Consider the following 21003-nt stretch of genomic DNA (forward strand, 5'->3'; position numbering starts at 1 on the left):
TCATCCGAGGTTAGCCAGGCCAGGAAAGAATTCCAGGAACCAATAAGCCAGGACCTGAAACTGGCCTGTAAAGATCAAGAGACCGGTTGCCATTAACATGGCGCCGGTCCCAACTTCCACCGCCCTGAAATACCTCCGAAATCCCTTCATAAAATTCATAAATGGATTAATCGCGAGAGCCGCGAGCAGGAAGGGTATACCTAATCCAAGGGCATAGACGGACAGCAGGCTTATACCAAAGCTCAAGGAACTATCACTCGCCGCAATCGCCAGAATGGTTCCCAGAATAGGGCCAATGCAAGGTGTCCAACCAAACCCAAATGCCAACCCAATGACATAAGCTCCCAACCAGCTTTGTGGCTTATCAACATTGTTGAAGCGAGCCTCGCGGTACAGAAGCGGAATACGGATAAGGCCAGTCATGTGGATGCCGAAAATCACGATGACAGCTCCGGCGATTTTGGAGAGAATATCCAGATGCTGAATGAGGAGTTTATTGATAAATGAGGCCCCTGCGCCAAGCAGAATAAATACTGTGGAAAAACCCAGCACAAATATCAGGGCCATCATAAACACCTTGGTTGGGTTTACGCGTTTACCTGTTGTACTTTCGTTGTCGCTTAATTCATCAAGACTGGTACCTGCTACCAGACATAGATAGGCTGGAACCAAGGGCAGTACACAAGGGCTAAGAAAACTGGCGATACCTCCGCCAACTGCTGCCAAGTAGGATATTTCTGAACCAGCCATAAATTTGTCCGCAAATTGATTTGATTGTGTTCACACATAAACCTTAAAGTGAGTACAATCCAGTAACAAGATTGTCGCAGCAATGTGAAGACTGAAAAGTGATGGAAAATAAAAACAAGAACGCATCAACGCGCAAGGTCATTGATACCCCAGCAAGTATCGTTGATAGGCTAGAGGGTCCTCAAGCTATCTCACAAGGTTGTTTTCCTTTGCCAACGATGTCCTCCAAGTCAGTCCTTGTAAAAGTGAAAGCAGCGGCTCTGAATTTTCCTGATCTTTTGATGACATATGGAAAGTATCAACATCGTCCCGAACTTCCTTTTGTCCCCGGCATGGAAGGGGCGGGAGACGTGATCGAAACCGGATCAGACGTAAAAAATGTCAAAGTTGGCGATCGGGTTATGTTTAAAGGCAAAACGGGTGCTTGTGCGCAACATGCAGTTGTAACTGAAGAGAATGTTACATTAGCCCCTGAGAGCTTAACCTGCGAACAGGCAGCCGCCTTTGCGGTGACGTTTCAAACGGCTTATGTGTCATTAGTCCGAAGGGGACGCCTTCAAAAAGGAGAAACAGTTCTTATTTCTGGCGCTGGAGGAGGGGTTGGGCAGGCTTCTGTTGCTGTTGCCAAAGCACTGGGTGCAACTGTCATCGCTGCGGCGAGCAGTACAGAGAAACTTAAGATCGCAGCGGAAAGCGGAGCGGATTTTTTAATCGACTATTCTCAATCGGATTGGAAAGAAAATATTCTGCGGTATACCAATGGTGCAGGTGCTGATCTGTTTCTGGATCCTGTTGGCGGACAGATATTAGAGACAGGGATTAAAGCTCTTAGGAGAGGCGGGCGCGTTCTTCTTGTCGGATTTGCTTCGGGCGCTTTCGGACAGGTAGATCTTCGGGACTTGAGGGATAGAGAGATCAATCTGATAGGAGTTAGAGCGGGTGAGTATGGTCGCCGCAACCCGGAGGCGGGTCGCTCCGCCTGGCTTGAACTGGTGAAGTTAACAGAAGAAGCAGAACTGAAACCTTACATTGGTCAAGTTTGGAAGGAGGATCAAGTGGCAGAAGCTTTAACGGCAATGGAGCAGCGCCAAGTGTCCGGAAAACAGATTGTCCTGATTTAGATTTGTTTGGTAAGTCCAAAAAAAAACTTCGCTAAGCAGTCATATAACTGCTCAAGCGAAGCCTTTTCAAAAACCTGTCTTACGTATTACGCGACGTCTGCGAGAGAACCGTCTTCTTCACCAAGGAAGATGTCGTACAGAACCTCCAGAACATCAATCACGCTCTCATCATCGAGAGAATAGTAGATTGTCTGGGCTTCACGGCGTGTCTTCACGATTTCTTCTTTACGTAGGCGCGCCAAGTGCTGGGACAGAGCGGACTGGCTCAGTCCAACAATTTTTTCCAGCTCACCGACGGACCGTTCAGCGTCCACCAGATTACACAGAATCAAAAGGCGGTGCTTGTTAGACATTGCTTTTAAAAAACGGCTGGCTTCCAGAGCCTTGTCTTGAAGTGCTGTGATATCCATTTACTCAACCAATACAATAATGTGGAATTAAAATTCAGAACAGCTGATATAACGAAAACCTACTTTGATGCAAGTAAAACAATTCAATTCTGTGAAAAAAATTCTGATTTTGTGTGTATATCACATATTACTAAAAAAATAATCCAATAAAATCAAAGTCATGCAAATATGACACAGTATCAGAAAAATATTATATACAACAAAAGTAGTAATCCTGACTAATAAGCGCGAAACGGGTGAAAAATGATTTTTTTAATACTGTGATTTACGTCACAATTAGTCGATGAATCATGTTTTATAGTGCTTGGGTTAAAATCTATTCTTTAGTTTGTATCTGCTGAATTTCTCTTAGTTTCCCTGCAAATATGCAAAAAAATGAGGAAGATCCTCTCGTATAGTTAACAAAATCACAGTTTTATCCTCAATTTGCCACGCATATGAGGGATGAAAAAAATGCAATACACATTATATTAATCGTTCGTTAATAAAGGGCGTGGGCGTCACTGTGTGATGATGAGTGTGATTGGATAAGAACTAATGTTGAAGTCATTCGGAAAATTCTGGACGGCGGAAAAGGCAGGACTTGTCGTGGCAAGTGCGGCTGTCGTCGCCATGCTGCTATCCGCGAGCCTCGTTCTTCTACAAACAGTTGTCGGAGATCCGACACTTGAGAAGAAGTACGCGTTTAACCGTTATAATGTTTCTTCTCCTGAAGAACTTAATAAGAAGTATGAGCAGATCGGTAAGATCTCCTCTCGCCAACTGGCAGAACTTAAAAATCTCGATATGCCAGATGTGGCAAAGGTTGAGGCTTCGATTGCGCGCACTGATTTGTTTGATCATAGCTTTACCAGACAGGAGCTTTGTTTAGCTCAGGCTGTTTACTTTGAAGCAAGAGGTGAACCTTTGATCGGCCAAGTTGCTATTGCCGAAGTCATTCTGAACCGCGTGCACAGCAAGAGATTTCCAAATACTGCTTGTGAAGTGGTGTTCCAGAACGAAAAACTGTTTAACAGATGCCAGTTCTCCTTTGCCTGTGATGGCAAAAAAGACCGCCCTACAGATATTCGCGCTTGGGAGAGATCTTTGAAAGTAGTGGCGCTTGTTATGTCTGGTGAACGCAGTGGCGTTGCGCGACAGGCCACACATTATCACGCTGATTATGTGGCTCCAAAGTGGCGTCTAAGCCTTGCCAAAGTGGGAGAAGTCGGCCGTCACATTTTCTATACGGATATCTAGAGCGTCTGCGCGCCGGTTTTTCTGGACCGTGATGTATAGATCGTATGAGCAGCAAGGGTCGCTAAGACCAGAATACCACCCGCCAATGTTTCGTTGGCGGGTTTTTCGTGGACGATAAGCCACACCCACAATGGACCCAAAAAAGTTTCCAGCAGCATTAATAGGCTAACTTCGGCTGCGGGAATGAAGCGTGGCCCTATGGTGATAAGCGCAAAAGACAATGGCAAAACCAGACAGCCGAGAATGAGAACCAGATAGAGATTATTTCCTTCTGGGATGCCTGTTGAAGCTCCAAAAAGCAGTGCGATTACTGAAATAGCAATGCCACTGACAATGAGGGAGGGGACCATATCCGTATTTGGAGAGCTTCTCACCGTGGTGATTTGTCCTGCAAGTGACAAGGCGGCACAAAGTGCAAAGATATCCCCAATTAAGTTGTCACCAGACAGGCTTTCACTGAAGATAAAGGCGATACCAAGTAAGCTGACAAGTATGGCGATCCAGGTAGCTCGCTCCAGTTTTTCCTTTAGAAATACTCGTCCTAAAAGCGCCGCAAATAGGGGGGCCGTAGCAATCAAAACAAGTGTGTTCGCCACACTGGTGTTGTGTAGCGACTGAACGAAAAATAATGTGCTGGAGGTAAAACAGGCTGCCGCCAACAGTCCGGCTTTCCCCATGGAAGTGAAAATGGATAAAAATGACTTCCTGTGCGTGGCTAAATAGAATAGCGAAATGGCCAAACCGAAAAGGCAGCCTCTCCAAAATAAAAGCGACCAGGCATCCAGATCGATTAAGCGGACCAATAACCCATCCGGGGTCAGAACCAACACTCCGAGTGTGGTCAGAAGAGTACCTTTTTGTCTTGTGGAAAGCAGGGGCATGGCCAGATAACCGAAGGAATGTTGTTGTTATCTTTCGGTTACCTGAACAAGCGGGATAGGGCAAGCAGCATTTAAGTTTTTGCTGCGAGCGGCAAATAAATATCGGTTAGTAATTCTGTTGGTGATGTTTCCCGCGGGCTGTTGAGATAATCTTCAAAACAAGGGGCATTGGCGGGTTCCTCATCGGTGTCCATCAACCATTCCTCAAAAAGCCACCCATATGCTTTTCGCATATCTGTATAAGGGCCTTTATAGTGCAGAACCGCATATCTGGACGCAGGCAATTCTATCTCCTCCAACGGGGCTTTGATTTTAAAATCATAACCAACGGTGACTCCAGCGAAAGATCTGAGTTCGCTCTCTGATGTCGTGTCGGGGTCATCAAGATAAACGCCAACGCTTCTGCTGAGTGACCAGTCAATCGTTGATGGATCAAGACTGCCATACATCTTATCAAAAGCGGCACCGATGTTGATATAGGGACCGATGTGAGGAACTGCGGCAATCCGCGATTTGGGATGATCTACGACACTTACTTCAAACATATCTTCCTCCAATTGATTAAAAGGTTTGTCGAAGCGTGCATGTGGACCAGATTTGCGATAGTGCGCAGGAGGGACACCGTAGTGTTTTTTGAACACGCGGGTGAAATACTGAGTATTTTGAAACCCGCAGCTCTCTACAATCTCAGCAATATTTCTGCTGGTATTGGTGAGTAGATGTGCTGCTTTTGCCAGACGTAGTCTGCGCACCGTAGCCGTAATCGTTTCCCCATGTACGGCCTGATAAATTCGGTGCCAGTGATACGGGGACATGCACGCAATATCAGCCAAATGCAGAAGGTCGATATCCTGATCCAGATTCTCATAAATGTAATCTGTTACGCGTTGCAGGCGTTGTTCGTATCTTTGAACATTTGCTTTTCGCATCAGGCTCTCCTTGTTTGTTTAGCTGATGCGTGTGTTTAGATCATAAGTCGAATTGACAAATCTTGCGGTTTTGAAATTGCATCTTCATGTTATTTGCCGACCTTATGATCCCCCGCAATATTGTCAAGAATTGGACAGTCAGGGCGATCATCTCCGTGGCATTTTCCAGCAAGATCTATGAGCATATTTTTCATAGAGGTCAGTCCCGCAATTTTGTGTTCGATATCTTCAATTTTGTGAAGCGCCAGTTTCTTTACTTCAGAGCTGCTCCGCGCGCGATCATTGTAAAGGGAGAGGAGTGCGCGACATTCATCGATTGAAAATCCAAGGCTTCGCGATCTTTGAATAAAGTTCAAATAATGAACATGTTCTTCAGAATAATCACGATATCCGTTTTCTGATCGGGCCGGCGTAACCAGTCCGATATCTTCGTAATAACGGATTGTTTTGGCAGTCAGGCCAGATTTTGTGGCTGCGGTACCAATATTCATGTCGCACCTATAATTTCAATTTCTTAAGGCGAAGTGCATTCGCGATGACTGATACTGAGGAGAGGGACATTGCTGCCGCTGCAATCATTGGTGACAACAATGTACCCGTAACGGGATAAAGAATACCGGCGGCAATCGGAACGCAGAGCGCATTATATCCGAATGCAAGAATCAGATTTTGTCTGATGTTGGAAATACAACCTTCTGCAAGCCGGAAAGCCCGATCGATACCAGTGATATCGCCATGGAGAAGCGTAATCCCCGCGCTTTCCATACTCACGTCAGAACCCGTTCCCATGGCGATACCCACATCACCTTTGGCGAGAGCAGGGGCATCATTCACACCATCACCGGCAACAGCAACGACAAAGCCTTCTTTTTTAAGGCTGTCAACCAGGGTTAGCTTTTCAGCTGGTAAGCATTCGGCATGTACCTCATCAATTCCAAGCTCTAAAGCGACCCTTTCCGCGACCGCTTTCTGGTCACCAGTGGCCATGACTATCCTTACATTCCTTGATTTAAGGTTCGCTACGACTTTTTTGGCAGTTTCCTTAATCGGATCAGTAATCGCAAATATGGCTGTAAGCTGACCGTCGCATGCCAGATAAATATGGGCTTGTCCTGCCTGATTGAAACGCTTCAAAAGATCAGTTGTTTGGGATAGATCAATATCATTCTCTGTCATAAACCGGCTATTTCCAACCAGTACGATTTTACTTCCAATTACTCCGCTAATGCCTTTACCGCTAACGCTTTTAAAGTTCTCAACTTCAGCCAGAGTGATTTTCTCCACTTCGGCCTTTTTCAATATGGCTTTGGCGAGAGGGTGTTCAGAACCCTTCTCCAGGCTTGCCGTCATTACTAGAGCATCCTCTTGTGCCGTGCCGGAAAATAAATGAATGTCCGAGACGGTCGGTTTACCTTCGGTCAAGGTTCCGGTTTTATCAATCACAATCGCGTTGACACTGTTCATCTTTTCAAGTGCGTTGGCATCCTTGATCAAAATCCCATGTTCAGCGCCACGGCCTGCTGCTGTAGTGATGGACATCGGTGTTGCAAGACCAAGGGCGCAAGGGCAGGCGATGATGAGGACGGAAACCGAAGAGAGCAGGGCAAAGATAAAGCGTGGATCCGGGCCAAAGATTGACCAAATGACAAAGGACAAAATGGCGATACCTACAACGGCAGGTACGAAATAGGCTGCAACTTTGTCAGCTATGGCCTGAATGGGTGCCCGTGACCGTTGAGCTGTTGAGACCATTTCGACGATTTGGCCGAGCATTGTCTGAGTGCCGATTTGATCGGTCATCATGACAAAGCCGCCACTTCCGTTTAGTGTGCCGCCAGTTACCCTTGCCCCGGCGGTTTTCGAAACAGGCAAGGGTTCACCTGAAACCAGGCTTTCGTCAATATCTGATGACCCTTCAAGAATATGGCCATCAACGGGGATCCGTTCACCCGGGCGAATTCTGACACGGTCGCCAGGCAAGATATTTTCCAACGGAACTTCTCTCTCTGTGCCGTTGTCGTTAATCCTCATTGCTGTTTCAGGTGTAAGCCCCATCAGAGCTTTGATGGCTTCCCCTGTGCGTTCTCTCGCCTTTAATTCCATAATCTGCCCTAAGAAAACCAGCGTGATGATGACCGCAGCGGATTCAAAGTAAACGGGCACCGCACCTGATTGCAGTTGAAATTCTGGTGGAAAAATGCCGGGAAAAAGTGTCGCGACTGTACTGTAAATGAAAGCCACACCGACACCGATTGCAATCAACGTCCACATATTAGGGCTTTTATTGATGATGGAGCCGTATCCGCGCACGAAAAAGGGCTTTGCGGCCCATAGGACAATAGGCGCTGCAAACAGCAGTTCAAGGTAAGCGGAAATACGCTCCCCAAGCCAGTCACGTAACGGAATACCAATCATCGGCAGCATTGTGAGAGCAAGGATGGGGACAGTGAGGCCGATCGAAATCCAAAACCGCCGCGTGAAATCGACAAGTTCTGGGTTCGGGCCATCCATGGGGGCACCCATGGGTTCCAATGCCATGCCGCACAAGGGGCAGTCTACCAGCTTATCTTCAATGATTTCCGGGTGCATGGGGCATGTGTATTTAACATCCTTTGGCGCGTAATCCACTTTTCGCTTATTGGCACCGGTGAGATAAAACTCCGGATCAGTTTCAAATTTATTTCGGCAGCCAGTGCTACAAAAATGGTAGGTCTCTTCCATATAGTCGAAGAATGGCTTGCCTGCTGTCGTGTCCACATTCATCCCGCATACAGGATCAATGGCCGTCTTGCTTTGATCGTTCTGCCCTGATGATCCGCAGCAACTTGTTTCCGCCGTCATAATCTTCAACCTTATAAAAAATTCCGATTAATAGATCATATAGGGCTTCCAGTTACTGGAAGGTCAAGGTTCATTTTTTCAGCATGAGTGATAGTCAACTTGAGCCCTATTAAAGGCTGCAAACAGTTCGAGATGTTGATTGGTATTTCAGTTGGAGGAGCTAACGGGCGCGCGGAAGGTACAAGCGAACAGTTGTTCCTTTACCAACTTCACTTTCAATTGATACGTGGCCATTTGACTGGCGGACAAAACCGTACACCATTGAAAGCCCGAGGCCAGACCCTTTGCCCACTTCTTTAGTTGTGAAGAAGGGCTCAAACGCATGTAGCATTGTCTCTTCATCCATTCCCGCGCCTGTATCCGTGATGGATAGCATCACAAAGTCACCCGGCTTTGCATCTTCATTGTGTACGAGGTCTATGTCAGAAAGCACACAGTTGGAGAGGGTTATTGTCAAAGTCCCTCCTCTTGGCATGGCATGATCCGCATTGATTGCAAGATTTAGAATGGCGTTTTCAATTTGACCCGCATCGCCCAGTGCTGACCACAAGTCATTGTGAACCTCTATGCGGATGTCATTTTCTGCTCGCATGGCTCGGTGCAAAAGCTGCTTGAGATCACTTGCCAACTCATAAAGATCAACTGCGCGGGTATTGAGCGGTTGTTGCCTGGAAAATGCAAGCAGCCTTTGAGTGAGTTCTCCGCCACGCTCAGTTGCTCTAAGGATAGGGCGGAGAAACTTATTGACCTTATCATCTGCTTTGATTTCAAGAAGTTCTGCGTTTCCTTGAATAACTGCGAGAAGGTTATTGAAGTCATGGGCAATGCCGCCCGTAAGCTGACCGACAACTTCCATTTTTTGGGATTGAACGAGTTTTTCTTCCAGAAGTTTCCGTTCGTCCATTTCCGCTTTTAAGGAGGCATTCGTATCAAGGAGTTCTTGAGTGCGCTCCTCAACTCTTTGCTCTAAGGATAGAGTTAAGTCATTAAGCGCCTTGCGATCACGATAGAAGATGATGGCAACGATAAAGCCACTCAACAACATACTTGGTAAGAGAATTTTCGACCAGAGATCTACCTCGTCGATACTGTTGAATAATTCCAGATTACTGACATTGGTTCGATGAACTGTCTTCAATCTTAGCGCGTTGAGCGGGGCGACTAATGATTTAAAGTCCGCGATCAAACGGTCAATTGTTTCATGGTCTGAGACATCGAGATTGGTAATATCTCCCTCAGTCTCAGTCAGGACCTGTTTTACAACAGACAGTAATTCAGGAACCCCATCAATTTCAGAGAGGTTTCTACCTACATTTCCTGATGTCAGAGTTGTGATGCGACTCCAGAAGATGTCATATTTGATAATCAAATCGCTCTGACTAACCCCTTTACGACCAAGGCGTAATTGGTAAAGGGTATCAATAAGGCTGAACAACTCTTTGTTGGAATGAGAAGTGAGACCGACAATGGAATCGCGGGTGAAGCTCTCAATTCTTTGGCTTTCCTCCACGACACCACGTATCATCCAATAGGCGGAGGCCGCCATAACAATGACGGCAATCGCAAAGGCATAATAGAGTAGTTTCGGCCGACGCAGCATTACTTATCTAATTTCCAGTTCGGATAACTGCCAAATAGATCTGCTGTGGTAGGTTTCGACCTTTAGTTCTTCGTTTTGGCTCCACGGATAAATAATCCAAAGTGGCCCTTTGTCGCGGATGCTCATGTACTTGCCATTACTTTTGTAAGCAACAATGACGTCATATTTCTGAAAATCTTCAAACGGAATGTCAACGGCGTAATCATTTAACGCAACCGCTTTGATCTGTGTGCCATTCCCTTTTACGAAATTTACAATTTCTCTCAACAATACGCCTTCGAATACGGTTTCACCGTCGAGCCAAGGCGTTTCTGTTTTGATTGTGGTTTTTGGGAATCCCTCCAGCATCTTCAGATCAAAATGAGCTTTTTTATCTGCTGAATTTGTTACCGAGATAGCGCCACTGACCTTTAACATTACGGATCCCTCGGGTTTATCCATAGCGTGTGAATTGAAGGTGAAGAGTAGGGTGAGCGTCACGGCGCTTATTATTGCGTTAGCGAACTTGTACATGAAAGGGCTCCCAATAGACCTGTCAGACTGAATACTTGTGCAGATATCATGACTGCAATTTATTATTATTTTCTTATCCGCGGTATAACAAGATTGTTATGTCAGGGACAGTATAAATTAGAAAATTATTAGGATTGGCGAATATGGTCCTGAAAACAGATAAGCCCTCTGAAGTTTCCTTCAAAGGGCTTATGTGGTGCCGCCACCAGGAGTCGAACCCGGGACCTGATGATTACAAATCAACTGCTCTACCAACTGAGCTATAGCGGCGTCGTGGCGCGGAAAATAGTCAGGGTCTCGTCATTCGGCAAGTAAAAAATTCAAAAAACCCAAACTTTTTTTTCGGTGAAGTATTAACTTATTGATTTTGATCGCAATTTAGCAACTTCATAGAAGGAAATCGCCGCGGCGTTTGACACGTTCAGGCTCTCGATTTTTGGGCTAATTGGCAATTTTCCCATCAGATCACATTTCTCTGCTGTCAATCTTCTTAGACCTTTTCCTTCCGATCCGAGCACCAGGGCGATTTTCTGTGCAGACTGAATGGCACCTTCAAGATCTTTGTCTGCGTGCCCGTCCAGTCCGATTCTCCAGTAGCCAAGTTCAGCAAGCTGATCCATTGCGCGGGACAGATTGTTGACCCGCAGGATTGGAACTGTTTCGACTGCCCCTGAAGCTGACCTTGCAAGTACGCCTGTGATTTCAGGGGAATGACGAGCAGGGAGGATCAGGGCGTCAATTTCAAAAGCAGCTGCTGACCGCAGGATGGCACCGACATTATGTGGGTCAGTTACCTGATCCAATATCGCCACTGTAGAATATTCGGCGTTAATCTGAATCTTCTCAATGTCGAGAATATCATAATCCGGAAGTCCGCTTGCTTTTAAAGCGATATTCTGGTGGATAGCATTGTCCGGCAACAGATCCGCTATTTCCTCTCCGGTCTTAACCTCGACCTGAGACGGATTAAGGATTAGATCCGGGTGCTCTTCCAGCAACCTCTTTAATTTATTTTCAGTGCATATAAAGCGTTGAATTTTCCGTTTCGGGTTTGCCAAGGCTGATAGCACGGCGTGATCGCCATATAACCAGCTATCTCGGTCGGGATGTGACTTGCGAGATTTGGCAGTTTTCTGATGTTGAGCACCCTGTTTTGGGGAGCCCTGAAAAAAATTTGGTTTTTGGCCTTTTGGCGTCTTGCGTGTTCTCATAGCCTCGCTTATATTGCGCTTCGCTTCGCGCAACAAGTCGGCATTTTGTCGGGTCGAAGAAAAAATTGAAATTATTTGAATTTTTTCGGTTGACTTAGTTCGCGAAATCTCGATAGTGCCGCAACACCTTGCGGTTACTTCGGAAGGTAAATGTGGCGTCTGGAGGGATGCCTGAGCGGTTAAAAGGGGCGGACTGTAAATCCGCTGGCTATGCCTACGTTGGTTCGAATCCAACTCCCTCCACCATCACCCTGTTGTTCAGGTAGGGGTGATACGTTGCAGGATTTACGCGGGTGTAGCTCAATGGTAGAGCAGAAGCCTTCCAAGCTTACGACGAGGGTTCGATTCCCTTCACCCGCTCCAATCGCGTCGGTCAGCGCTTAAATACTGGCCAAAAATTTTGTTGATGTCGGAAGTTGACTTTCGGCATCTTTGGGCTGTGTGAAATTAAGTTCAGGACGACAGGATTATGGCCAAAGAAAAGTTTGAGCGTAGTAAACCGCACGCTAACATTGGTACGGTTGGACACGTTGACCATGGTAAAACAACGCTGACAGCGGCGATTACCAAAGTACTAGCAGAGCAATCAGGCGGAGCTGCCTTTGCGTTTGATGAGATTGACAAAGCGCCAGAAGAGAAAGCGCGTGGTATTACAATTTCTACAGCGCACGTTGAGTACGAAACAGAAAACCGTCACTATGCGCACGTAGACTGCCCGGGTCACGCTGACTATGTGAAGAACATGATCACAGGTGCGGCTCAGATGGACGGTGGTATCCTTGTGGTATCCGCAGCTGACGGCCCAATGCCACAGACACGTGAGCACATTCTGCTTGCCCGTCAGGTTGGTGTTCCGGCGCTTGTCGTGTTCATGAACAAAGTTGACCAGGTTGACGACGAAGAGCTTCTTGAGCTTGTTGAAATGGAAATTCGTGAGCTGTTGAGCGAATACGACTTCCCAGGTGACGATATTCCGATCGTTAAAGGATCTGCACTTGCAGCTCTTGAAGGTCGTGATGACGAAATCGGCAAGAACGCAATTCTTGAACTGATGGCAGCTGTTGATGACTACATTCCGCTTCCAGAGCGTGATATTGACAAGCCATTCCTGATGCCAATCGAGGATGTGTTCTCTATCTCCGGTCGTGGTACAGTGGTAACAGGTCGTGTTGAAAGCGGCGTTGTTAAGGTTGGTGAAGAAATCGAAATCATCGGTATCAAAGAAACAACTAAGACAACATGTACTGGTGTTGAAATGTTCCGCAAGCTGCTCGATCAGGGTGAAGCTGGCGATAACGTTGGTGTTCTGCTTCGCGGTACAAAGCGTGAAGAAGTTGAGCGTGGTCAGGTTCTGGCGCACCCAGGTACAATTACACCACACACAAAATTCAAGGCAGAAGCCTACATTCTGACCAAAGACGAAGGTGGCCGTCACACGCCATTCTTCACAAACTACCGTCCACAGTTCTACTTCCGTACAACTGACGTGACAGGTGTTGTGACCCTTCCAGCTGGTACAGAAATGGTTATGCCTGGCGATAACATCGCTATGGATGTTGAGCTGATTGCTCCAATCGCCATGGACGAAGGCCTGCGCTTCGCGATCCGCGAAGGTGGCCGTACTGTTGGTGCCGGCGTCGTTTCCAGCATCACAGAGTAAGGTAACTTACTCACTATCTGCAGGTTGATTGCAGTGAGATAATTGGCGTAAAGCCGCCTTGCAGGGCAGGGCGGCTTTATAGTCAAAGCAAGGCATAGGAGTGTAGCTCAATTGGTAGAGCACCGGTCTCCAAAACCGGGGGTTGGGGGTTCGATCCCCTCCACTCCTGCCAGCTTTGCTTGATCTCTTGTGAAATATCCTGTATACGCCCGTTTCTATCGGGTAATTTATTTGGAATTTGAGGACATAATGGCAAAGGTAACTCCAGGCGCTTTTATCCGTCAGGTGCGGCAGGAAGCTTCTAAGGTAACGTGGCCAACCCGCAAGGAGACTCTTGTGACGACGGGTATGGTTTTCGTAATGGTGTTCCTTGCGTCCATGTTCTTTTTTCTTGTCGATTCCGGCATCCAGTTTGTCGTGAAACAAATTTTGGCTTTGGGGGCTTAATATGAGTGAACGAACTGCCAAAAAACGTTGGTATATCATTCACGCGTATTCCGGCTTTGAAAAGAAAGTCGCGCAGGCTGTGAAGGAGCAAGCGATCCTGAAAGGGATGGCTGACAAATTTGAAGATGTGCTGGTTCCTGTAGAAGAAGTTGTGGAAGTGCGGCGCGGCCAAAAGGTGAGTACCGAGCGGAAGTTTTTCCCTGGCTACGTCCTTGCCCACATGGAAATGAATGACGAGACATATCACCTTGTGAAGAATCTTCCCAAGGTTTCTGGTTTTTTGGGGAACGCGAACAAGCCTCAGCCGATTTCTGAGAAAGAGGCGATGGCGGTTCTTAATCAGGTTCAGGAAGGGATCGATCATCCGAAACCTTCCATCACTTTCGAGATTGGCGAGGAAGTCCGTGTATGTGACGGTCCTTTCGCGACCTTTATGGGCGCTGTAGAGGAAGTCGACGAGGAAAAGGCCAAGTTGAAAGTTTCTGTTTCTATCTTCGGGCGTTCTACGCCTGTAGAATTGGATTATTCGCAGGTTGAAAAGAGTTAGTTCTTTTTGACTGTGTTTTTGTTGCGGGAGGTTCGGCCAGAACTGTACCGCGGCCCCTTTTGATTGTTAGGGAATATAATGGCTAAAAAAATTCAAGGTTATATCAAGTTGCAGGTCCCTGCGGGACAGGCAAATCCTTCACCTCCTATTGGTCCGGCTCTTGGTCAGCAGGGTGTGAACATTATGGAATTCTGTAAAGCTTTTAATGCTGCAACTGGTAGCATGGAAGGCGGCATGCCAGTTCCAACTCTGATCACCGTATATGCGGATCGCTCTTTCACATTTATCACCAAAACACCACCAGCTTCTTACTTCTTGAAAAAAGCTGCGGGTCAGAAAAAAGGTGGTAGCACGCCAGGTCGCGAAGTTGCTGCAACAGTTACTCTCGATCAGGTTCGTGAAATTGCAGAAGCTAAAATGGTAGACCTCAATGCAAACGACATTGATGCTGCTATGGAAATCATTAAAGGTTCAGCCCGTTCCATGGGCTATGCGGTAGAAGGGTAATAGACAATGGCTAAACTGACTAAGCGTCAAAAGGCTGCGGCGTCCGCTATCGACCGCGACAAGCTTTATGGTCTGGAAGAAGCTCTTGAGCTTGTGAAAACTCACGCAACTTCCAAATTCGACGAAACTGTTGAAATCTCGATGAACCTTGGTGTTGACCCTCGTCACGCTGATCAGATGGTTCGTGGTGTTATTCAGCTGCCAAATGGTACAGGCAAAAACGTTCGCGTTGCCGTGTTCGCTCGAGATGCAAAAGCAGAAGAAGCGAAAGAAGCAGGCGCTGATATCGTCGGTGCCGAAGACCTGATGGAAAGCATTCAGGCTGGTAACATGGACTTTGATCGCTGCGTTGCGACACCAGACATGATGGCAATCGTTGGCCGTCTTGGTAAAGTTCTGGGCCCACGTGGCCTGATGCCAAACCCGAAACTTGGTACTGTTACACCTAATGTTGGTGACGCTGTTAAGGCTGCCAAAGGTGGTCAGGTTGAATTCCGTACCGAGAAAACAGGTATCATTCATGCCGGTGTTGGTAAAGCGAGCTTCTCTGCTGATGCATTGAAAGAAAACACAAAAGCGTTCATCGACGCGGTTGTGAAAGCTAAGCCATCAGGCGCAAAAGGCCAGTATGTACGTCGCATTGCTGTTAGCTCAACAATGGGCCCTGGCGTTAAACTCGAAATTAGCGAGCTGATTTAAGCATCGCTTTTAAGGATTTGCCGCCCTAGGGTGGCAAAGCCTGTGCCTTTCTTCGGGAGGGCACAGCTGTCCAAGACTGCAGGTGTTCCAGATCTTCGGTGATGGAATTTAAATTCGTAAGATGCCCGCATAGACAGGGAAGCTAAAGATTTGCCGCGATGCGGTGTTCAGGTGGACCTGGGACAGTAAAACGGGTCTGACATAAGTCAGACTCTTTTGTGAACCGGAATGTTCTGATTAAGGGATATTCCATTTTTTGGAGACGACGAGTGGACCGATCACAAAAGGAAGCTCTGGTAACCGAAATGAACGATCTCTTCACCAACGCAGGTGTTGTTGTCGTGGCGCAATACAGTGGTCTCACTGTGGCCGAGATGACAGAGATGCGTGTGAAGATGCGTGAAGCGGGTGCCACCTTCAAAGTTACCAAAAATCGGCTTGCACGTCTCGCTCTTGAAGGCACGGACTATGGTTCGCTTTCAGACAAGCTTAAAGGCCCTGTAGGTATCGCCTATTCAGACGATCCTGTAGTAGCTCCTAAGATTGTTATGGAATACTCCAAAGCGAACGAGAAGTTGGTCGTAATCGGTGGTGCAATGGGCGTTACAGAACTTGACGCGGATGGCGTTAAGTCTCTGGCAAGCCTGCCATCACTGGACGAACTTCGCGGAAAACTGGTTGGATTGCTTCAAGCACCTGCAACGAAAGTTGCTGGCGTTGTTCAAGCCCCAGCCAGCCAGCTGGCTCGTGTCCTGTCGGCGAAAGCCGAACAGGGTTAGATGTTAAAGTCACAAACTTATTTTATTTAAACCTAACGGTTTACCTGAGGAGAATAGTACAATGGCTGATCTCGAAAAGATTGCCGAAGATCTTTCAGCACTTACAGTGTTGGAAGCTGCAGAACTCGCAAAACTGCTTGAAGACAAATGGGGCGTATCCGCTGCTGCTCCAGTTGCAGTAGCTGCTGTTGGTGGCGCTGCAGGTGGTGACGCTGGCGCCGCTGCTGAAAAAGACGAATTTGATGTTATCCTGGCTTCTGCTGGCGATAAGAAAATCAACGTCATTAAAGAAGTTCGCGCTATCACAGGCTTGGGTCTGAAAGAAGCTAAAGAACTGGTTGAAGGTGCTCCTAAGCCAGTTAAAGAAGGTGCTTCTAAAGACGAAGCTGAGAAGCTTAAAGAACAGCTCGAAGGTGCCGGTGCTACAGTTGAGCTGAAATAAGCTTGATTACACCAGCGATCTTTGATCGAAAATGTATCGGGGAAGGTGGCATTTGCTGCCTTCCCCGAAGCCGCTTTCGGAAGAACGCGGTAAATCCGGCGGGATTTTAAAGGCGCATCCCTCGGCTCGGAAGGGTAATCCGGCAGGAAATTTGTTGAATTTATCTCACTTTGCCCTTCATTATAGCCAAGGGTGCAGGGAAATAAATTTGGTTAGCCCTTGATTTTGAGGGCGACGTGGTTGTTAAACAACATAGATACGGGGATTTCGCATGGGCATTTTGCAGTCGTTCACGGGCCGTAAACGCGTACGCAAGGATTTTGGTAGAATTACAGCTGCCACAGAGATGCCAAACCTGATCGAGGTACAAAAAACCTCCTATGACGCATTCCTGATGCAAGACGTTGCAACAGATGAGCGTGGTGATGAAGGCCTTCAGGCCGTTTTCAAATCAGTGTTTCCCATCAAAGATTTTGCAGACACTGCAAGTCTGGAGTTTGTTTCTTACGAGTTCGAACCTCCGAAATATGACGAAGAAGAATGCCAGCAGCGCAGCATGACTTTTGCCGCGCCACTGAAGGCAACTTTGCGTCTGATCGTATTTGAGGTAGATCCAGACACAGAAGCTAAGTCTGTTCTGGATATTAAAGAACAAAGTGTATACATGGGCGATATGCCGCTCATGACCGACAAAGGTACGTTCATCATTAACGGTACAGAGCGTGTTATCGTTTCTCAGATGCATCGTAGCCCAGGTGTGTTCTTTGATCATGACAAAGGGAAAACACACTCCAGCGGTAAGTTGTTGTTCGCAGCCCGTGTCATTCCGTATCGCGGCTCGTGGCTGGACTTTGAATTTGATGCCAAGGACGTAGTGCATGTACGTATTGACCGCCGCCGTAAAATGCCGGTTACAACACTGCTGCAAGCCTTGGATATGACCCATGAAGATATCCTGAATTTCTTCTATAACCGGGTGAACTATAAGCTGGACAAAAAAGGCTGGCGCACACCATTTAATGTGGATCGTGTTCGAGGAAGCCGTTTGCTGCGTGACCTGGTTGATGCAAAAACCGAAAAAGTTGTTGCTGAAGCCGGTACAAAAATTTCTCCGCGCCTTGGCAAGAAGCTTGTTGATGGTGGATTGGAAGAAATTCTTGTCAGCCATCATGATCTGATCGGCCGTTTCGCTGCAGAAGATATGATCAACCCAGAATCTGGCGAAATTTTCGTTGAAGCGGGCGATGAGCTGACCGAACAGTTGATTGACCAGTTGGAAGCAGCTGGTTTCGATGAGATTTCCACTCTGGATATCGACAACGTTAATGTTGGTCCTTACATCCGCAACACGTTGGCACTGGATAAAGCGTCTAGCCGTGAACAGGCGCTGATTGATATCTACCGTGTAATGCGTCCAGGTGAGCCGCCAACCGAAGAAACCGCAAGTGCACTTTTCGAAGGCTTGTTCTTTGACCCTGAGCGTTATGACCTTTCCGCGGTCGGCCGTGTGAAGATGAATATGCGTCTGGACCTTGATGTTGAAGATACGGTTCGTGTTCTTCGGAAAGATGACATTCTTGAAGTTGTCAAGACACTGGTGCGCCTGAAAGATGGTCACGGTGAAACTGACGATATCGATAACCTTGGTAACCGTCGTGTTCGCTCCGTTGGCGAACTGATGGAAAACCAGTATCGTATTGGTCTTCTTCGTATGGAGCGTGCCATTCGTGAGCGCATGAGTTCCGTCGAAATTGACACAGTAATGCCGCAAGATCTGATCAATGCAAAACCGGCTGCCGCTGCGGTTCGTGAATTCTTTGGCTCCAGCCAGTTGTCACAGTTTATGGACCAGACCAACCCACTGTCAGAGATTACCCATAAGCGCCGTCTTTCGGCGTTAGGCCCGGGTGGTTTGACACGTGAGCGTGCCGGCTTTGAGGTGCGTGACGTTCACCCAACTCACTATGGTCGAATTTGTCCAATTGAAACACCTGAGGGTCCGAACATTGGTTTGATCAACTCTCTGGCTACTTTCGCGCGTGTCAACAAATATGGCTTTATCGAAAGCCCATATCAGAAAGTTGATAACGGTAAGCTGACAGGTGAAGTAAAGTATCTCTCTGCTATGGAAGAGAGCAAACACACTATCTCACAAGCAAATGCTGCTCTGGATGACAAGGGAAGTTTCACAGAAGACTTCGTTCGTTGTCGTTCGCAGGGTGAATATGTTGTCGCGAAACCGGATGATGTGACTTACATCGACGTGTCTCCAAAACAGTTGGTATCTGTAGGTGCGTCCCTCATTCCGTTCCTTGAAAACGATGATGCGAACCGTGCTTTGATGGGATCAAACATGCAGCGTCAGGCTGTACCTCTTCTGAAAGCCGAAGCTCCATTTGTGGGTACAGGTATGGAAGAGCGTGTGGCACGCGACTCTGGTGTAGCAACTGTTGCCAAACGTGGTGGTATCGTTGATCAGGTGGATGCGACTCGTATCGTTATCCGCGCTGATGAAGGCGATCTGTCCAAGTCTGGCGTGGATATCTACAACCTTCTGAAATTCCAGCGTTCGAACCAGAACACTTGTATCAACCAGCGTCCTCTTGTGAAAGTGGGTGACCGTATTGAAGCTGGCGACATCATTTGTGATGGTCCGTCAACGGATCTCGGTGAGTTGGCTCTTGGTCGGAACGTGCTGGTGGCCTTTATGCCTTGGAACGGTTACAACTTCGAGGACTCGATCCTCATCTCTGAACGGATCGTGAAAGACGATGTCTTTACATCTATCCATATTGAAGAGTTTGAAGTTGCTGCTCGTGACACGAAACTTGGTCCGGAAGAGATCACACGTGACATTCCAAATGTCGGTGAAGATGCACTTGGTAACCTCGACGAAGCCGGTATTGTTTATGTAGGTGCTGAAATTCAGCCTGGCGATATCCTCGTTGGTAAAATCACACCAAAGGGTGAAAGCCCAATGACACCGGAAGAGAAACTTCTGCGTGCCATTTTTGGTGAGAAAGCGTCAGATGTTCGTGATACATCCCTGCGTCTGCCGCCGGGTGTTGCAGGTACAGTTGTTGAAGTTCGTGTCTTTAACCGTCATGGTGTTGAAAAAGACGAACGTGCTTTGGCGATTGAACGTGACGAAATTGAGCATCTTGCAAAAGACCGTGACGACGAAAGTGCCATTCTGGAGCGTACCATTTACGACCGCCTGAAAAACCTGTTGGTTGGACAGAAAGTTGTTTCCGGACCATCTGAATTTAGCGCCGGTGAAGTCATCGACTCTGCGAAACTTCTGGAACTACACCGCGGTGTTTGGTGGCAGCTAAGTGTCGAAGACGATACGATGATGCTTAACATTGAAGCGTTGAAGAGGCAGTATGATGAAGCGATCGGTCGTTTGAGCGCCCGTTTCAACAATAAAGTTGATAAACTGCAGCGTGGAGATGAACTGCCACCTGGGGTTATGAAAATGGTGAAAGTCTTTGTTGCCGTGAAGCGTAAGCTTCAGCCTGGTGACAAGATGGCCGGCCGTCATGGTAACAAGGGTGTTATCTCTCGCATTCTGCCTGAAGAAGACATGCCTTACCTAGAAGATGGTAAACCAGTTGATATCGTGTTGAACCCACTTGGTGTGCCATCACGTATGAACGTTGGTCAGATCCTTGAGACGCACCTTGGTTGGGCAAGTCATGGCATTGGCGTTCAAATCAATGAAATGATGAACAAACTGAACCGTGGTGAAGACGAACTTGATGCGCTGAAAGCCAAACTTCGCGAAGTTTACGGCGATGAAGAGTATGAAGAAAAAATGTCTGACATGGACCGTGACCAGCTGATGGAACTTGGGGACAACCTCAGAAACGGTGTCACTTTTGCAACGCCAGTATTTGATGGTGCAAAAGAAGAAGACATCAACCGTCTTCTCGAAGTTGGCGGGCTGGATACTTCCGGTCAGGTTACTCTGATTGATGGTCGTACAGGTGAGCCATTTGACCGTAAGGTTACTGTTGGTTACATCTACATGTTGAAACTGCACCACCTTGTCGATGACAAGATCCACGCGCGTTCCATTGGCCCATACAGCCTTGTTACGCAGCAGCCACTGGGCGGTAAAGCTCAGTTCGGTGGACAGCGCTTCGGTGAGATGGAGGTATGGGCACTTCAGGCTTATGGTGCTGCTTATACTTTGCAGGAAATGCTGACAGTGAAATCTGACGATGTCGCTGGCCGTACTAAAGTATATGAAGCCATTGTACGTGGTGACGATGCTTTCGAGGCTGGCATCCCAGAGAGCTTCAACGTTCTGGTCAAAGAGATGCGTTCTCTATGTCTGAACGTGGAACTATCGCAGATCGGATATTGATAAAGGAAGCCCCGGCAGCGTCGGGGCATCCGTTTTCTAGACTTAATTCATTATT

At 47.4% G+C, this 21003-nt stretch carries 19 protein-coding genes and 4 tRNA genes; 13 read left to right on the forward strand and 10 right to left on the reverse strand.

Annotation, left to right across the window (positions count from 1 at the left end; all coding sequences use genetic code 11):
- Positions 1-750 carry a cytochrome c biogenesis CcdA family protein gene (locus GUA87_RS07695; RefSeq protein ID WP_193715987.1) on the reverse strand — a complete coding sequence of 250 codons (750 nt, stop codon included), beginning with the start codon at positions 748-750 and terminating at the stop codon, positions 1-3.
- 101 nt (positions 751-851) lie between these two features.
- On the opposite strand from GUA87_RS07695, the gene GUA87_RS07700 reads away from it, so the two are divergent.
- On the forward strand, positions 852-1871 hold the full coding sequence (locus GUA87_RS07700; RefSeq protein ID WP_193715988.1) for an NADPH:quinone oxidoreductase family protein: 1020 nt from the start codon (positions 852-854) through the stop codon (positions 1869-1871).
- Positions 1872-1957: 86 nt separating this feature from the next.
- Here the strand turns inward: GUA87_RS07700 and GUA87_RS07705 are convergent, their stop codons facing one another.
- The gene (locus GUA87_RS07705) at positions 1958-2281 is read right to left on the reverse strand and encodes an ArsR/SmtB family transcription factor (RefSeq protein WP_193715989.1); all 324 of its coding nucleotides are present in this window, start codon (positions 2279-2281) and stop codon (positions 1958-1960) included.
- 537 nt (positions 2282-2818) lie between these two features.
- On the opposite strand from GUA87_RS07705, the gene GUA87_RS07710 reads away from it, so the two are divergent.
- Entirely contained in the window at positions 2819-3520 is a 702-nt protein-coding gene (locus GUA87_RS07710; protein ID WP_193715990.1) for a cell wall hydrolase, read from the forward strand.
- Here GUA87_RS07710 and GUA87_RS07715 read toward each other — a convergent pair.
- From GUA87_RS07715 to rlmB, 8 genes are all read right to left on the reverse strand, one after another.
- On the reverse strand, positions 3517-4401 hold the full coding sequence (locus GUA87_RS07715) for a DMT family transporter (RefSeq protein WP_193715991.1): 885 nt from the start codon (positions 4399-4401) through the stop codon (positions 3517-3519). The genes GUA87_RS07710 and GUA87_RS07715 overlap by 4 nt on opposite strands.
- A 71-nt stretch (positions 4402-4472) precedes the next feature.
- A complete protein-coding gene (locus tag GUA87_RS07720; RefSeq protein WP_193715992.1) occupies positions 4473-5330 on the reverse strand; it encodes an AraC family transcriptional regulator in 858 nt (285 codons plus the stop codon).
- A gap of 89 nt (positions 5331-5419) precedes the next feature.
- Positions 5420-5821 carry a Cu(I)-responsive transcriptional regulator gene (gene cueR, locus GUA87_RS07725; RefSeq protein WP_193715993.1) on the reverse strand — a complete coding sequence of 134 codons (402 nt, stop codon included), beginning with the start codon at positions 5819-5821 and terminating at the stop codon, positions 5420-5422.
- A gap of 7 nt (positions 5822-5828) precedes the next feature.
- Positions 5829-8171: a heavy metal translocating P-type ATPase gene (locus GUA87_RS07730; protein WP_193715994.1), complete on the reverse strand. Its 2343-nt coding sequence runs from the start codon at positions 8169-8171 to the stop codon at positions 5829-5831.
- A gap of 160 nt (positions 8172-8331) precedes the next feature.
- The gene (locus GUA87_RS07735; RefSeq protein ID WP_193715995.1) at positions 8332-9771 is read right to left on the reverse strand and encodes a sensor histidine kinase; all 1440 of its coding nucleotides are present in this window, start codon (positions 9769-9771) and stop codon (positions 8332-8334) included.
- Positions 9772-9774: 3 nt separating this feature from the next.
- Positions 9775-10188, reverse strand: coding sequence for a molybdopterin-dependent oxidoreductase (locus GUA87_RS07740; protein ID WP_227711802.1), 414 nt, complete (start codon positions 10186-10188; stop codon positions 9775-9777).
- Positions 10189-10478: 290 nt separating this feature from the next.
- Positions 10479-10554 (reverse strand) — tRNA-Thr (locus GUA87_RS07745).
- An 83-nt stretch (positions 10555-10637) separates the two neighbouring features.
- Positions 10638-11495: a 23S rRNA (guanosine(2251)-2'-O)-methyltransferase RlmB gene (gene rlmB / locus GUA87_RS07750; protein ID WP_193715996.1), complete on the reverse strand. Its 858-nt coding sequence runs from the start codon at positions 11493-11495 to the stop codon at positions 10638-10640.
- A gap of 161 nt (positions 11496-11656) precedes the next feature.
- Between rlmB and GUA87_RS07755 the strand changes: the two genes are divergently transcribed.
- The 11 genes from GUA87_RS07755 (at position 11657) to rpoB (ending at position 20948) form a co-directional block, all read left to right on the forward strand.
- Positions 11657-11741, forward strand: a tRNA-Tyr gene (locus tag GUA87_RS07755).
- A gap of 43 nt (positions 11742-11784) precedes the next feature.
- Positions 11785-11858: transfer RNA gene (locus tag GUA87_RS07760), tRNA-Gly, on the forward strand.
- A 106-nt stretch (positions 11859-11964) separates the two neighbouring features.
- Positions 11965-13155 (forward strand): elongation factor Tu, encoded by a 1191-nt coding sequence (gene tuf / locus GUA87_RS07765; protein ID WP_193715997.1) that lies wholly within the window; start codon positions 11965-11967, stop codon positions 13153-13155.
- Between the two features lie 96 nt (positions 13156-13251).
- Positions 13252-13327 (forward strand) — tRNA-Trp (locus tag GUA87_RS07770).
- A gap of 77 nt (positions 13328-13404) precedes the next feature.
- A complete protein-coding gene (gene secE / locus GUA87_RS07775; RefSeq protein ID WP_193715998.1) occupies positions 13405-13602 on the forward strand; it encodes a preprotein translocase subunit SecE in 198 nt (65 codons plus the stop codon).
- Between the two features lies 1 nt (position 13603).
- Entirely contained in the window at positions 13604-14149 is a 546-nt protein-coding gene (nusG, locus tag GUA87_RS07780) for a transcription termination/antitermination protein NusG (protein ID WP_193715999.1), read from the forward strand.
- A 78-nt stretch (positions 14150-14227) separates the two neighbouring features.
- Positions 14228-14656: a 50S ribosomal protein L11 gene (rplK, locus tag GUA87_RS07785; RefSeq protein ID WP_193716000.1), complete on the forward strand. Its 429-nt coding sequence runs from the start codon at positions 14228-14230 to the stop codon at positions 14654-14656.
- Positions 14657-14662: 6 nt separating this feature from the next.
- Entirely contained in the window at positions 14663-15355 is a 693-nt protein-coding gene (gene rplA / locus GUA87_RS07790; RefSeq protein ID WP_193716001.1) for a 50S ribosomal protein L1, read from the forward strand.
- 269 nt (positions 15356-15624) lie between these two features.
- Positions 15625-16134 (forward strand): 50S ribosomal protein L10, encoded by a 510-nt coding sequence (gene rplJ, locus GUA87_RS07795; protein ID WP_193716002.1) that lies wholly within the window; start codon positions 15625-15627, stop codon positions 16132-16134.
- A 61-nt stretch (positions 16135-16195) separates the two neighbouring features.
- Positions 16196-16576, forward strand: coding sequence for a 50S ribosomal protein L7/L12 (gene rplL / locus GUA87_RS07800; protein ID WP_193716003.1), 381 nt, complete (start codon positions 16196-16198; stop codon positions 16574-16576).
- A 277-nt stretch (positions 16577-16853) separates the two neighbouring features.
- Positions 16854-20948: a DNA-directed RNA polymerase subunit beta gene (gene rpoB, locus GUA87_RS07805; protein WP_193716998.1), complete on the forward strand. Its 4095-nt coding sequence runs from the start codon at positions 16854-16856 to the stop codon at positions 20946-20948.
- The last annotated feature ends 55 nt before the right edge of the window (positions 20949-21003 follow it).

This window comes from Sneathiella sp. P13V-1, assembly GCF_015143595.1.
GTDB lineage: Bacteria > Pseudomonadota > Alphaproteobacteria > Sneathiellales > Sneathiellaceae > Sneathiella.